Source organism: Niallia endozanthoxylica (genome assembly GCF_008710145.1).
Classification (GTDB): domain Bacteria; phylum Bacillota; class Bacilli; order Bacillales; family Cytobacillaceae; genus Bacillus_BD; species Bacillus_BD endozanthoxylica.
Map to the genome: position 1 here is coordinate 686,450 of NZ_VYKL01000015.1, position 13,773 is coordinate 700,222.

A 13,773-nucleotide genomic window follows, 5' to 3' on the forward strand; every position below is an offset into this window, starting at 1 on the left:
TCGAATTACGTGAAAGATAATGATAAAATGGGGTTTGTTCAGTTAATAGAATGAGGTGACAGAATGAATACACTCTTTATCAGTCTATTTGGTATTTCCATTTTACTAATGATCCTGTCTTTTTTTCTAAAAGACCCATATAAACAGCTTCGGGAAGAAATAGATGAGCTCAATATGCAACAGCTTCAGGAAATGTATCAAATAAAAAAGAAATTAAAGGTTCTAGAAGAAGAACTTCTTGTTAATGACATTGAACTGTCACCCCCTTTATCAAAAATCGATTCAAATCATACAACGGTCCATGAAATCATAAAAAATCAAGTGCGTTCGTTAGCAGGACAAGGGACACCGATTGAACAAATTGCCCGCCAATCATCATTGCCTGTCAAGGAAGTACAAGCGATATTAATGGAATCTCGTTTCCGAGGTGAAAAATATGAATAAACGAAGTGTACGATCATTCGCCTTGGGTATTTTCATGACTACCAACTTATCTGGGCTGGCTTCCATTTACTTAATGAACTGATGAAGGAAACAAATTCAATTGACATTGTAAGGACCTTTTTAGAAAAATTGGGTTATGTAGCATTACCTGAAAAGAACTATAATCAATTACTAGAGAAAACAGCTGTGACGGACAACGAAGAGTTACTACAACAAAATAAAAGATAAGAAGCATGCTCCGCTGCTCCTTATCTTCTAAATTATTAATTATTAAGATCGTAGTGTTTCCCTTTTATTAAATAAAAAACATATTCCGCTACATTTGTCATATGATCTGCTGCTCTTTCTAAGAAGCGGCAAATAAAAAGAAACTGTGTAACTTGGGTAAGATTTTCAGAACTCTCACTATTCAACCTAAAAAGTTCCTGAATCGTTTCACCATACAGTCTGTCTACTTCATCATCCATTTCAGCCACTTTTTTAGCCAACTGTGTATTTTCTTCTTTATAGGCTTCTAAGCCATCTTTTAACATAACAGCTGTGATTTCATACATTCTTTTCAAGTTACTAATTGGTTTGATATGCGGTTCCTGCCCGATTCTAATCGTTGATTTTGCAATATTTACAGCAAAATCGGCAATCCGCTCAATGTCTGTTGCGATTTTAATCGCAACAATAATACGGCGTAAATCAATAGCAACCGGCTGCTGCTTTGCGATTAACAGGATGGCAAATTCATTAATTTCCTCATAAAGAATATCTGCCTTCGTATCATCATCCATAATTTGTAACGCTAAATCAACATTATGAGTTTCTAAAGCCTCAACGGATAGTGCAAGAGCATTATCAGCAAACTTAACTAGCTCAACTAATTTATTCTGCAATTCCTTTAAATCATCTTCGAATTTTTCTCTTACTACCACTGCATTTGCTCCCTTCATTCATCCTTATCCAAATCGTCCTGTAATATAATCTTCTGTCCTCTGATCAGAAGGGGTAGAGAAAATTTTATCGGTTTTATCAAACTCGATGACTTCACCATTTAAGAAAAAGGCCGTTTTATCTGAAATACGAGCAGCCTGCTGCATATTATGCGTCACAATGATAATACTGTATTGTTTTTTCATTTCTTGAACCAGTTCTTCTACCTTTAACGTAGAAATTGGATCAAGCGCTGAAGTTGGTTCATCCATTAAAATCACATCAGGTTCGATTGCCAGACAGCGCGCAATACATAGACGCTGCTGCTGCCCCCCAGAAAGACCGTAAGCATTTTCCTTTAATCGATCCTTTACCTCATCCCAAATAGCTGCTCCTCTTAAGCTCTTTTCTACAATTTGGTCAAGAATCTTCTTATCACGAATTCCATGTATTCTTGGCCCATATGCTACATTTTCATAAATGGACTTTGGAAATGGATTTGGTTTTTGAAACACCATTCCTACTTTTGTCCGTAATTCTTCTACTTCATAGGATTTATCAAAAATATTTCTTCCTCGATAGTTAATTTCACCTGAAGTTCTGACAATTGGTACTAATTCAATCATCCGATTCAATGTTTTAATATAAGTTGATTTTCCGCATCCAGAAGGACCAATAATGGCTGTTACTTCATTTTCCATAATATCAAGATCAATATTTTTTAATGCATGGTTCTCACCGTACCAAAGATTTAATTGACTTGTTTTATAAACAACCTGTTTGATTCCTTTGTCCTCCTTTGCACCAGCCAAATTCGCATTCTTTTCTCTTTCAATCGTTATATTCATATGAAATCCCCCTTCATCCTGTTACTTCATCCAATAATCAAATGATGATTACAATCTCTTTTGAAATTTATTACGAATAATAACTGCAATGGAATTCATCGCAATTAATAAAACTAGTAAAACAAGAATAGCTGCAGCAGCTAGTGCTTGGAACTCTACTTGCGGGCGGCTGGTCCAATTATAAATTTGCATCGGAAGAACCGTCAGCGTATCTAAAAATGAATTTGGTAAAAAGGCAAGGAAAAGCGGAAGCCCTAATACAACTAATGGCGCTGTTTCACCAATTGCACGTGAAAGAGCCAAAATAGCACCCGTTAAGATTCCTGGAATAGCTGCAGGCATAACAACCCGAACGATGGTTTGCCATTTGGTTGCTCCCATTCCAAAGGAAGCTTCACGCAGTTGTTTAGGAACTGCACGTATTGCTTCTTGTGCCGCGACAATAATAACAGGAAGAATTAACAAGCTCATTGTCAGCCCGGCTGCCAATACACTTGTTCCTAATGCAAGCGCACGGACAAAAATAGTTAACCCTAATAGACCAAATACAACAGAAGGAACACCAGCAAGGTTTGAAATATTTATCTGGATAAACGTTGTGAAACGATTCTTTTTGGCATATTCCTCTAAATATATAGCTGTTCCCACACCTAGGATAAGCGAAACAGGAGCAACGACAAACATTAACCAAATTGTCCCATTTAAGGCTGTATAAATACCAGCTTCTTCAGGTTTTCTAGATGGTAAACTATTCATAAATTGCCAATCTAGATAACCAATCCCTTGTGAAATGACTCGATATAACAAAATTCCTAATACAAGTAAGCCAAATAGCGTTGCAAGGAGAAATATTCCTTTGAAAACTACATTCATATATAATCTTGATTTCATCTTTTGTTTAACTATCTCATGATCGACTAATTTCATCTTAATATTCCTCCTTGTAACGGCGAGAGACATATTGAGCTAAGAGATTCATAACAAGTGTAAAGAGGAAAAGTGTAAAGCCTACTGCATAGATACTGTAATAAATCGTTGTACCATAACCGGCATCCCCTTGGCTGACCTGCACAATATAAGCAGTCATTGTTTGAATAGAACTTGTAATGTCCAAGCTTAAATTTGGCGTAGATCCGCCGGCAACCGCAACAATCATCGTTTCTCCAATGGCACGAGAAACACCTAATACAATCGATGCGACGATTCCGGAAATCGCAGCAGGAAGTACTATTTTAAAAGCAACTTCTAGCTTTGTTGATCCTAAACCTAACGCTCCTTCTCGCATTGCCTGAGGTACAGAAGACATCGCATCCTCTGAAAGGGAGGCAATCGTTGGAGTAATCATGATACCGATCACTATTCCTGGGCTTAATGCATTGAATATTTCAATCGAAGGAAACAATTCACGTAAAATAGGCGTAACAAATGTTAAAGCAAAGAAACCATATACAATAGTTGGAACACCGGCAAGAACCTCCATAATTGGTTTAATAATACGGCGTGTTCTGTCGGATGCGTATTCACTTAGGAAAATAGCCGTTGCCAGCCCGATTGGAACTGCAACAATAACCGCAATAAGTGTAACCTTTAATGTCCCTGAAATAAGAGGCAGAATCCCAAATGAACCTGGGTCTGAGAAAGGATACCACTTCTGTCCCGTTAAAAATTCACCAATTGATACTCTTTCAAAGAAGGAAAATGTTTCAAATAAAAGTGTAAATAAAATACCAAGCGTAGTTAATACTGACACACAGGCAGTTAGTAATAGAACAACAGGCATGATTCTGTCCATTGAAAAAGCTTTTCTTTTCTTTCTTTTTTCCACAATCATTTCTTGGACAGATAACCCCTGATAATCTTTAGCATCCAAAATAAAAAACCCCTTTCATCCACATGACAATATGAGAAGCACCATGAAAATGCTTCTCAGAACAATAGCAAGAGATAATCCGCTCTAGGATAGGAACCATTTATCATTCGAGCGGACTCACCACTTTTAAAACTATCAATCTTTGAATCTTATTTTAAACCTTCAAGTGTTGATAATGCTTCATCATATGAAGGAAGCTTTACATAACCAACATCTTCCGAAAGTTCTCCAGCATTTTCTAAGGTGAATTTCACGAAATCATAAATTTCTTCTTTTTTCACAGATTCATTTTTTACATAGATGAATAATGGACGTGACAATGGAGAATATTCACCGCTCTCAACTGTCTTGTTTGTTGGTTCAACAGCACCGTTTCCGCCATCAATTGGAACAACCTTTAAATTATCTTTGTTTTCAGCATAATATGCATAGCCGAAGAATCCGATTGAGTTTTTGTCCCCTGTCACACCTGTTACAAGAACATTATCATCTTCTGAAAGTGTTGCATTTTCAACGATTGGCTGTTCTTCTAAAATTACTTCATTAAAGTAGTCATATGTTCCTGAGTCTGTACCAGGAGAATAGAACTTAATTTCTTCTTCCGGCCAGCCTTCACGAATATCTGACCATTTTTTCACTGATCCATCTTCAACCCACATTTTCTTTAATTCATCAACTGTTAACGAATCAACCCAGTCATTCTCCTTATTCACAACGATTGATAAACCATCTTTAGCAATTTCAAATTCAGTATATTCAATTCCAGCTTCTTTAAGCTTTTCTTTTTCTTCATCTTTAATTGGACGTGATGCATTACTGATATCCGTTTCCCCTGCAATGAACGCTTTGAAGCCTCCTCCAGTTCCAGAAGATGCTACTGAAACCTTCATACCAGGTTGAACTAAATTATATTCTTCTGCAACAGCCTCCATAATCGGAAATACAGTTGAAGATCCATCAATACTTACTGCACCTTCGAATTGTTTGCTTTCACTTGACTGTTCAGTCTTGCTTCCCTCTGATTCTGAACCAGTATTCTGCGGTCCACATGCTGTTAATGCTAATGCCCCAGAGATAGCAGCTGTCAGTGCTATGTACTTAAAACTTTTCATTTTTGTATTTCCCCCTAATTGTTCTTTAATTTTGTTTTGTCTCACAAGTTATACAATAAAGGTTTTCTGTTAATGATGTTTTAATGCATTGTTAAGCTTTTGTAAATTCACAGAAACTTGTATGAATTTGTCGAAGATAGGCACCTGTTATTCCATGATTCAAAAATATCTGCACTTACCTCTCAAATAAGTAAGTATATTTTTATTCTGCACAAAAAAATCCTGCCATTCCATATGGCAGGATTTCTTAGCAGTATTAATTATTTGTTTATTCCTCTTCTTCACTATTCTCTGTCTCTGTGTTCTGTTCAACGTCTAAGCCGGCCGCACGCTGTGTTTTTAATTCAAAATACGCATCAAGAACTCTTTCACCAATTTTCAAATTAGCCCTATTGTCTGTTCCACCCGTATATGCCCATGGCACAATGACAGACATAGCAATTTCGGGGCTGTCAGACGGTGCATAACCGACAAGGCTCAAGTTCATTACGGATGCCATTTTGTAACTTTTAAGCGGACCATCATAGAATGACTCGGCCGTTCCAGTCTTTCCTGCCGGTGAATAAGATTTGCCGCCAAAAAAGCCTACAGCAGTACCACCCTGCTCCTGCATTACCTTTTTAAAGCCAAGCTGCACACGTTCAATCCATCCATCTTCTAAATCCAAACGGTTTAGTACCTTTGGCTGGATTTCCTGTACAATTGGTCCAAGCTCATTATCAAGCTGCGGCTCACGAATTTCTCTTACCATATGAGGCTCCATGCGGTTGCCGCCGTTAGCAATGGTTGATACATATTGTGCCAGCTGCATGGCTGAATACGTATCATATTGTCCAATGGAAAGGTCCATTAAGTGACCTGGTAATGTACTTGTCCCTTTAAACCCATTCTGTTCACCAGGTAAATCAATACCAGTTCTAACCCCAAGACCAAATTGGGAAAAGTGCTGACGAATGGTATTAAAAGCATCCGTATTAATAGGTAATGAACCATGTGGAACATATCGGCCTTCACCTATTTTAATAGCCGTATGGAACATATAAACGTTCGAGGAAACTTTAAGTGCATTAGCATCATTGATAGAACCAAAGCTTTTCCATGATTTCTTTGGCGGTGTGCCTGCGATATAAAGCGGAGCATCATAAAAGCTTGATCCCGGCCTAATAACACCTGTCTGAAAACCAGTCAATATCGTTGCTCCTTTTACAGTAGAACCAACATTGTAAGTGGTTGTAAATGTGCCAAGTGCATCATCCTGCATCTCCGTTTTACCTGTTTTCTCACTTCTTACAATCTTCTTCCCTGCCAATGATTTAATTTCACCTGTATTCGGATCCATCAGTACAACATAGGCACGGTCCAATAAATTCGTACCTGGGAATGATTTTGCCGCCCATAACTCTTCTTCAATAATTTTTTCAACCGTTAACTGTAAATCCATATCAATGGTTAAGACAAGATCCTTCCCTCTTTGACCCTCTGAAATAACTTCTGTACTGACAATTTTCCCTGATTGATCGGTGATATTTTTCACCTTTGCTTTTTGTCCGTGCAGCACATCCTCGTACTGTTTTTCCAGATAACTTGTACCAACACGATCATTACGGCTGTAATCTCTTGATAGATAATAGTCTATTTCTTCTGCTGGAAGACCTTTATCAGAAGTCGTCACACCGCCTAAAACAGACCGCAATGTATCACTAAAGGCATAGGATCGTTCCCAATCTGTCGTAGTATCCACCCCTGGAAGAAGCTGAAGATTTTCACTTACAACGGCAAATTCCTCTGGTGTGACATCCTTATTTTTTACGATTTGGGGTGTGAATTTATAACCACTCACAAATTCTCGATAAATCGCGATAATTTCAATTTCTTGTTCTGACAAACGATTTAAATCACCTTCAGTAATTCGGTCAAGCGTCAATTGGTACACTTTTTTATCATATTCATCATCTTCATATTTTACTTTCAACTGTTCGAGTTCTTTTTCAGAAACTTTTTTTTCTGCTTCTTTAGGATTTGTGACAATCCAATAATCCTTCATATCTCTTTCAGTGACTTTATCTGCATCTTTATGAATTAATTTTGCCAGTCTGCCTGCGACTTCGAGCATTTCTTTTTGACTCGCTCCATTATTCGTATAAGTAATCGCATTTTCCGGTACGTTATCAACCACAATTTTTCCATTCGTATCAAACATTTTTCCCCGCGGTACCGGATTATTGACTGTTACATCCTCTGTTCGTTCGATTTCTCGTTTATAATCTTCCCCGTATACAATTTGAACGACTCCAAGACGGAGAATTAAAACAGAGAATAATAAAAACACAATAAAAAACAGCAAATTCAGCCGAAAAGGTACTTGAGTCTTTTTCTTTTTCTTCTTTTTATTATTCAATGTGAAACACACTTCCTCTATCAAATTCGCCCGCCGAATTTGTGTCCGGATTTTTATCACGCTTCAAGACGCCACATCCGCATGTCTAACCTGACTAGGACGTCGAGCTCGCTCGATAAATTACCCTTAAAAAATCCGTGACATCCGCCGGAGGTTTAACTTCATTCAGCCAGGTTTGAACAAACACTAAATTAGAGAACTTTTGCATTCATCCTACTCTTATAGGAGTGATGGAATTCTGTACCTGCCGCAAGCTTTCGGTACAAAAAACATTTGCTGAATAAAGTTAACCTTACTCATCACTCTTTATAGTAAAAGAAAAACGAATAGAATACCACTAAAAAACCTGTTTCTTTCGAGGGAATTAATTCTAATAGTATGCATAAAAAAGAGGCCTTAAGCCTCTTTACGTTTTCTTTGCGGAAGATTCAGCTGAACACGTCTTATGAACAAATAAATCAATGTATGACCCGCACCTAAAGCAAGGAAAAGAATCGGCAGACCTTCTTTCGCATCCATCATCTTAACCATTAGAAGAAAAAGAAGGATAGAAACGACCCTTCCAGTATTAAGAAAAATCTCTCTTACAACTATGTATTCAATTCTCATTTCAGCAGCCTTCCAGCCACTTCCAATCACATCATAAGTGATTGAAAGATATGGTACGAGAAGCAGGGGATAAGCAATGGCAATAGTTGCTGCATAAATAAGTAATTTTGTATACGTAACATCAAAGGCAATTAAAAAAATCGCACCGTACAACATCAATCCTCCAAGCAAGATTGATTTTAAACGTTGTTCTTTTTTTATTAACCTAGAGACAGCAAAATAGGCTATAAAAGACACACCGGAATTAATGAGTCCATACGTCCCTAATGCCATTTCAGTACCAGTTGAAAGGAAAACCAGTACGGAAATCATAAAAGCAAAAATCCCTTCACGGAGTCCTTGAAAAAAATGTGCGTTTGTTACCATTTTCCAATTTGGATTTTTCTTTCGCTCCGATATAATCCGCTTGAAACAGTACTTCCCATTTGCAGGCCTTCTTTTTAAGGAAAAGCTTAAAAAGACAGCCAAAGCAAACAGTCCTAATGAAATACCAAACACAATGGAATAGCCGCTGAACTTTTCTAATCTAGAAATAATAAAGCCAGCTGCAAATGGTCCAATCATTCCTCCAGCAGATGTGAGGATACCAAGAAAACCATTAAAAAAGTCTCTTGTTTCAGGCTCTGTTATTTCAAATGTCAGTACATTAAAGGCAAGCCAGTAGAATCCATATCCCATTCCAAGGAGTGTACCAAGAACCAATAAATACTTTGATGCAGACGCCCCAAATGCCAGCACACTTAAATAAAAAAGGGCGAGAAAGATGACTCCGATCCTTAAAACGATCACTCTGTCTATCTTCTTTGCCCATCTGCCGGCAAGAATAAATGTAAATGGCTGTGCTACAGTTACCGCTAAATTATACAATCCAATATCGAGAAGTTTTCCTGTCTGCTTCCATAAAAAGATATTCACAAATGTATTGGATAAAGCTACACTCAGGGAATATAAGCCGCCTATTAATAAAAGCAGGGTTAAATCCTTCGTTAAATCAATGTTACCAATCAAATGTTTTTTTAATGTATTCATATAAAAACTCCCTTATATCGCTAAGGGTAGTTTTTACAGATCCGCTCTTGTTATACAAAAAAACAAAGAAAGACCAGCAGAAGTTTTTTTCCGCTGGTCTTTCTAATTAAATCAGTATGTTTGTTGATTATTTTGCAGCTTCGTAACGTTTTGTTACTTCTTCCCAGTTAATAACATTAAAGAAAGCATTAATATAATCAGGACGACGGTTTTGATATCTTAGGTAGTATGCATGCTCCCAAACATCAAGACCTAGAATAGGTGTTTTGCCTTCCATTAATGGAGAATCTTGGTTTGGTGTGCTAGTTACTTCAAGACTGCCATTGTTAACAACTAGCCATGCCCAACCTGAACCAAATCGAGTAGTTGCTGCTTTTGCAAATTCATCTTTAAAGCTTTCATAGCTGCCAAATTTGCTGTTAATCGCATCAGCAAGAGCGCCTGTTGGCTCACCGCCGCCATTTGGTGATAGAATCTGCCAGAATAAAGAGTGGTTAGCATGTCCGCCACCATTATTACGTACAGCTGTACGAGCTGCTTCAGGAACAGCATCCAAATTAGAAATAACTTCTTCAACAGATTTAGAAAGAAGCTCAGTGTTTCCTTCTAAAGCATTATTTAAGTTTGTCACATATGTGTTATGGTGTTTTGTGTGGTGAATGTTCATTGTTTCTTTGTCAATATGAGGCTCAAGAGCTTCATATGCATAAGGTAATTGTGGTAGTTCAAATGCCATGATAAATTCCTCCAAATAACTTTTTTATTTTTGTTTGTCTTTAGATAGTTCACAAAAGTTTCATAAACACTAAAGAACCTATAATTAGATTACCAAATTCATCTAATTTTTATCAAATGATACGCCTTCATTTTTAACACAAATATCATTTTCTATTCAACTAAACTTTTTTGCCTATAAATAAATAATTCTAATATCAGACATTATTTAGATATAATTTATTCTATTAGGCAAAAATTCGAAAATTTGTCATGATTCGTATCATCAGCATCCTGTCAACGATATTAGTCATATCTGCCCATTTTTACACCCACCATTTACCAAATCCTTATTGAACCTCCCCCTCTTTTTTGATTTAATCAAATTAGTAGAAAAGGGGTGCTTAAGCTATGTTTGAAGTAAAGGAATTAAACATTTCCCTTTATAGTCTATTAATACAATACTTTATTGATAAAGAGCCCATCCAAAAGTTCCCTGCAGGCTCCTACCTATTTCAAGAAAAAGAAGACGTAGAGAATATTTACTTATTACTGAACGGCAGTGTTTCCATTGGAAGAGTTCATGTAAAAGGAAAGGAATTTACCCTTAAAATATTAAGCGGTGAAGAATTAATTATCGAGTATGAACTATTTAAGAAGAGACCAACCTATCATTTTTTTGCAAAAACAATGACAAACTGTGAAATGCTCGTTATAAAAAAATCCCAGCTTGAGGAATATGCTTTAAGAGACCCGGATGTATTAGGTGCCTTAACCAATTGGCTTAGCGTTCGCTACATCAAATCAATGATAAAATGTCAGGATTTAATTATGAATGGAAAAAAAGGCGGACTTTATTCCATACTTATTAGATTATGTAACAACTATGGAATTTTAACCGAAAATGGGATTCTAATTGACTTGCCTATCACCCATCAAGAATTAGCTAATTTAACGTTCGGTACCCGTGAGGTCATACAGAGAATGCTGAAGGAACTTCGAGAAAAAGATGTTATTACTTATGAGAATCAACGATTTACGGTTAAAAATTTGGCTTATTTAAAGCATGAAGTGGATTGTCAGCACTGCAACAAGGAAATCTGTGGTATAAACTAGATATTCATTTATATATGCACAAAGAACGAGGGCGTTAACTGCACCCTCGTTCTTTGACTTTTGTTAAATCACCCATATAAAGTAGAGAATCATTACAATCTGGATGATTCCTTTAGTCACCACACTGCTAATAAAACCAATTACAGATCCAAACCCTATCTTCACAGCTTCTTTCCAGTTCGTCTTATGGACAATCAATTCAGCAATAATAGCCCCAATGAACGGACCAAGAATGATTCCGAGAAACGGAATGATAAAGGGACCTACTAACAAACCAATCGTGCTCCCCCACACACCTGCTTTTGAACCGCCAAATTTTTTTACTCCAACCATATTGGCAACATAATCTGCTCCAAAAAGCAACAAGACAAATAAGCCTTGTATCAGCCAGAAAATCCAATTAAAAGCTTCAAACGAAAACAAAAAACCATACAATAGTATACCTGCAAATATGAATAAAACACTAGGTATGACGGGATAAATCAGCCCGACAAATGCTACAATAAATAAGAGGACAATCAATCCCCAATATACATAATCCATTTACATCCTCCTGAAAATAAGATTCTTCCTCATTTTATACGATTAAAGACACGTTTTGATCTCACTATTTTTCCACTTTTTCATTAAATTGTACAATTCTAATAGAGAAGGTTACAATAGGAAGTGAATTTTTACAGGGGTGTGCCAAAATGAATATATTTAAACAACTGATTGTGAGTCTCTACTCACCAAAAGATATTGCTTCCTTTCGCCAACAAGGGATTGGCAAAACCATTTTATATGTATTTTTTCTTACCCTTCTTTCTGTTCTGCCCAGCGTTTATTACTTTAGCACTTCGATGATGGCAGGTTTACACGCGATTGAAGATACCGTCCAAAGTGATATCCCTCCTTTTCAAATTGAACAGGGTGAACTAACAATGGAGGGAAATGCACCTATTACCATTAATAATGGGGATTTGACAATCATTTTCGACAGTACGGGGACTCTTAATCAAGCTGATGTATCGCAATCTAATAACACAATCTTTTTCTTAAAAAATGAATTATCGTATACAATCACAGGTCAAACACAATCATTTCCGTATTCCATGCTCGGTGATACCAGAATTACCAATGAGGATCTCATCTCAATGATTAATACGTTAGATTCTATACTACCTGTAATGATTCCTATTACAGTAACCGTCATTTACCTTTTTTCGGCTGCCATAAAATTTATTGAAATTACCGCTTTGGCTCTATTTGGACTTGCCTTAAAAAACTTAGCCGGAAAAAACATCAAATACAATCATTTGTTTCGATTATCAGCCTATAGTATAACCTTACCTACCATCTTCTTTACGATTATGGACAGCTTACAAACGATTGTTCCAAGCGGTTTTTTCATCCATTGGTTTGTCGCTATTATCATGTTGATGCTTTCCATTAAGGAAATTCAATCTGAAAATTAAAAAATAAAACTACAAAAAAAGAACTTCATCCTAGTTTATGTCTAGGATGAAGTTCTTTTTTTAGCTGTATCATATTTTGGATACTAAAACAACTGATATAAATTCCCCCTTTAGCATTGACAGCAAAGATTCTTCTTTACTCTCCTGCTGGGACCTTCGCGATTAATTTATCCGGTTTTCTTTTTATAACCGTTTTTCTTATTTCCTCATCCCAAGAAATTTTAATATCTCCATTTGTTACAAATGTTTGACAGCCTAAACGATAGCCCTGTTCTAGCAGTTCATCTCCTAATTTTCTTCTTTCCTGCACCTTAACATTATCTAAAAACTCAGCACCTTCTTCAATTTTACATACACAATTGCCGCAAATTCCTCCACCACATCGATTTGGCAAATCTCCGTCATAGCGAAGGGACATTCTTAAAACACTGGAATTTTCAGGTACTTCAATTGTTTTTTCGCTTGTAAGAAAGTGAATTTTTGGCATAATGTTTTTCCTCCCATATAACAAATCTATTTTTTTATTTAAAGAAAATTAGCTTCTTGCTATCAGACTATTTTTTTAATCTTTCTTTTAAGTTACTCATGTAGCTGGTATAGGCTCTTTTTGAATTTTCAATATGAATCTTCATAAGATATTCTGCCATTTCAACTTCTTGATTTCGTAATGCTGTCATGATGTTGATATGTTCTTTTAAAGATTCTTTTCTTCTGCCTGGAGTCTCATAACCCATATTTGCAGACATATGAATATAGTCAATCAGCCCAGACAAGATTTCATATAATTTTGGACTTTTTGAAGCTTTATTAATAAGATGGTTCATTTGGATATGTTCAAGATTAAAATTATCTTCGTTCTTTTCTTCAATTTCCAATAATTCTTGAATTTTTAAATCTAATATCTTTTCGGTTTTTTTGTCCATGCGCTGTGCTGCTAACTTCACAGCTAGCACTTCTAAAGAAGATAAGATGGTAAAAACCTCAATCACTTGCTCTTCGGAAATATTAGATACAACGACACCTTTTCTTGGAACCGTTTTTACATACCCTTGGGATTCTAATCGAAACAATGCTTCCCTAATGGGGGTACGGCTAATGTTTAATTTGGATGCAAGCTCTCTTTCAATTAGTCTATCTCCCGCTTTGTATGTCCCTTCAAGAATTAAATCCTTCAGATACAAATAGGCGTGTTCTCGAACTGAAAGAAGGTTGTTTTCCTTCCATTGTATTTCCATTCACTCCCCCCCTTATTATC

At 36.4% G+C, this 13,773-nt stretch carries 14 protein-coding genes; 3 read left to right on the forward strand and 11 right to left on the reverse strand.

Annotated elements, in window-relative coordinates:
* Positions 1-63: 63 nt before the first annotated feature.
* Positions 64-444, forward strand: a complete 381-nt coding sequence (locus F4V44_RS10545) for a hypothetical protein (RefSeq protein WP_150439948.1) — start codon at positions 64-66, stop codon at positions 442-444.
* A 263-nt stretch (positions 445-707) separates the two neighbouring features.
* Here F4V44_RS10545 and phoU read toward each other — a convergent pair whose 3' ends face one another.
* The 8 genes from phoU to F4V44_RS10585 all read right to left on the reverse strand — a co-directional run bounded on the left by phoU (position 708) and on the right by F4V44_RS10585 (position 9,967).
* Positions 708-1,367, reverse strand: a complete 660-nt coding sequence (gene phoU / locus F4V44_RS10550) for a phosphate signaling complex protein PhoU (RefSeq protein ID WP_191090635.1) — start codon at positions 1,365-1,367, stop codon at positions 708-710.
* A 24-nt stretch (positions 1,368-1,391) separates the two neighbouring features.
* The gene (gene pstB / locus F4V44_RS10555; protein WP_223881848.1) at positions 1,392-2,213 is read right to left on the reverse strand and encodes a phosphate ABC transporter ATP-binding protein PstB; all 822 of its coding nucleotides are present in this window, start codon (positions 2,211-2,213) and stop codon (positions 1,392-1,394) included.
* A gap of 48 nt (positions 2,214-2,261) precedes the next feature.
* Entirely contained in the window at positions 2,262-3,140 is an 879-nt protein-coding gene (gene pstA, locus F4V44_RS10560; RefSeq protein WP_150439950.1) for a phosphate ABC transporter permease PstA, read from the reverse strand.
* 1 nt (position 3,141) lies between these two features.
* Entirely contained in the window at positions 3,142-4,044 is a 903-nt protein-coding gene (gene pstC, locus F4V44_RS10565) for a phosphate ABC transporter permease subunit PstC (RefSeq protein WP_150440117.1), read from the reverse strand.
* A gap of 188 nt (positions 4,045-4,232) precedes the next feature.
* Positions 4,233-5,195, reverse strand: a complete 963-nt coding sequence (locus tag F4V44_RS10570) for a PstS family phosphate ABC transporter substrate-binding protein (RefSeq protein ID WP_150439951.1) — start codon at positions 5,193-5,195, stop codon at positions 4,233-4,235.
* 268 nt (positions 5,196-5,463) lie between these two features.
* Positions 5,464-7,593 carry a peptidoglycan D,D-transpeptidase FtsI family protein gene (locus F4V44_RS10575; RefSeq protein ID WP_223881849.1) on the reverse strand — a complete coding sequence of 710 codons (2,130 nt, stop codon included), beginning with the start codon at positions 7,591-7,593 and terminating at the stop codon, positions 5,464-5,466.
* A gap of 396 nt (positions 7,594-7,989) precedes the next feature.
* Positions 7,990-9,231, reverse strand: a complete 1,242-nt coding sequence (locus tag F4V44_RS10580) for an MFS transporter (RefSeq protein ID WP_150439952.1) — start codon at positions 9,229-9,231, stop codon at positions 7,990-7,992.
* Positions 9,232-9,358: 127 nt separating this feature from the next.
* Positions 9,359-9,967 (reverse strand): superoxide dismutase, encoded by a 609-nt coding sequence (locus F4V44_RS10585; RefSeq protein ID WP_150439953.1) that lies wholly within the window; start codon positions 9,965-9,967, stop codon positions 9,359-9,361.
* A 389-nt stretch (positions 9,968-10,356) separates the two neighbouring features.
* Between F4V44_RS10585 and F4V44_RS10590 the strand changes: the two genes are divergently transcribed.
* A complete protein-coding gene (locus F4V44_RS10590) occupies positions 10,357-11,061 on the forward strand; it encodes a Crp/Fnr family transcriptional regulator (protein ID WP_150439954.1) in 705 nt (234 codons plus the stop codon).
* Between the two features lie 63 nt (positions 11,062-11,124).
* Here F4V44_RS10590 and F4V44_RS10595 read toward each other — a convergent pair whose 3' ends face one another.
* Positions 11,125-11,604, reverse strand: coding sequence for a DUF456 domain-containing protein (locus F4V44_RS10595; RefSeq protein WP_150439955.1), 480 nt, complete (start codon positions 11,602-11,604; stop codon positions 11,125-11,127).
* A gap of 149 nt (positions 11,605-11,753) precedes the next feature.
* Between F4V44_RS10595 and F4V44_RS10600 the strand changes: the two genes are divergently transcribed.
* Positions 11,754-12,518, forward strand: a complete 765-nt coding sequence (locus tag F4V44_RS10600) for a DUF1189 domain-containing protein (RefSeq protein WP_150439956.1) — start codon at positions 11,754-11,756, stop codon at positions 12,516-12,518.
* A 136-nt stretch (positions 12,519-12,654) separates the two neighbouring features.
* Here F4V44_RS10600 and F4V44_RS10605 read toward each other — a convergent pair whose 3' ends face one another.
* Both F4V44_RS10605 and F4V44_RS10610 read right to left on the reverse strand, forming a co-directional pair.
* The gene (locus F4V44_RS10605) at positions 12,655-13,005 is read right to left on the reverse strand and encodes a 2Fe-2S iron-sulfur cluster-binding protein (RefSeq protein WP_150439957.1); all 351 of its coding nucleotides are present in this window, start codon (positions 13,003-13,005) and stop codon (positions 12,655-12,657) included.
* 67 nt (positions 13,006-13,072) lie between these two features.
* Positions 13,073-13,753 carry a GntR family transcriptional regulator gene (locus F4V44_RS10610; protein ID WP_150439958.1) on the reverse strand — a complete coding sequence of 227 codons (681 nt, stop codon included), beginning with the start codon at positions 13,751-13,753 and terminating at the stop codon, positions 13,073-13,075.
* Positions 13,754-13,773: the final 20 nt, after the last annotated feature.

Coding starts and splice junctions, on each gene's coding strand:
- F4V44_RS10580 (WP_150439952.1), bottom strand. CDS start 9,231: ATGAATACATTAAAAAAACATTTGATTGGTAACATTGATTTAACGAAG.
- pstC (WP_150440117.1), bottom strand. CDS start 4,044: ATGATTGTGGAAAAAAGAAAGAAAAGAAAAGCTTTTTCAATGGACAGA.
- F4V44_RS10605 (WP_150439957.1), bottom strand. CDS start 13,005: ATGCCAAAAATTCACTTTCTTACAAGCGAAAAAACAATTGAAGTACCT.
- pstA (WP_150439950.1), bottom strand. CDS start 3,140: ATGAAATTAGTCGATCATGAGATAGTTAAACAAAAGATGAAATCAAGA.
- F4V44_RS10590 (WP_150439954.1), top strand. CDS start 10,357: ATGTTTGAAGTAAAGGAATTAAACATTTCCCTTTATAGTCTATTAATA.
- F4V44_RS10545 (WP_150439948.1), top strand. CDS start 64: ATGAATACACTCTTTATCAGTCTATTTGGTATTTCCATTTTACTAATG.
- F4V44_RS10570 (WP_150439951.1), bottom strand. CDS start 5,195: ATGAAAAGTTTTAAGTACATAGCACTGACAGCTGCTATCTCTGGGGCA.
- F4V44_RS10585 (WP_150439953.1), bottom strand. CDS start 9,967: ATGGCATTTGAACTACCACAATTACCTTATGCATATGAAGCTCTTGAG.
- F4V44_RS10610 (WP_150439958.1), bottom strand. CDS start 13,753: ATGGAAATACAATGGAAGGAAAACAACCTTCTTTCAGTTCGAGAACAC.
- pstB (WP_223881848.1), bottom strand. CDS start 2,213: ATGAATATAACGATTGAAAGAGAAAAGAATGCGAATTTGGCTGGTGCA.
- F4V44_RS10595 (WP_150439955.1), bottom strand. CDS start 11,604: ATGGATTATGTATATTGGGGATTGATTGTCCTCTTATTTATTGTAGCA.
- F4V44_RS10600 (WP_150439956.1), top strand. CDS start 11,754: ATGAATATATTTAAACAACTGATTGTGAGTCTCTACTCACCAAAAGAT.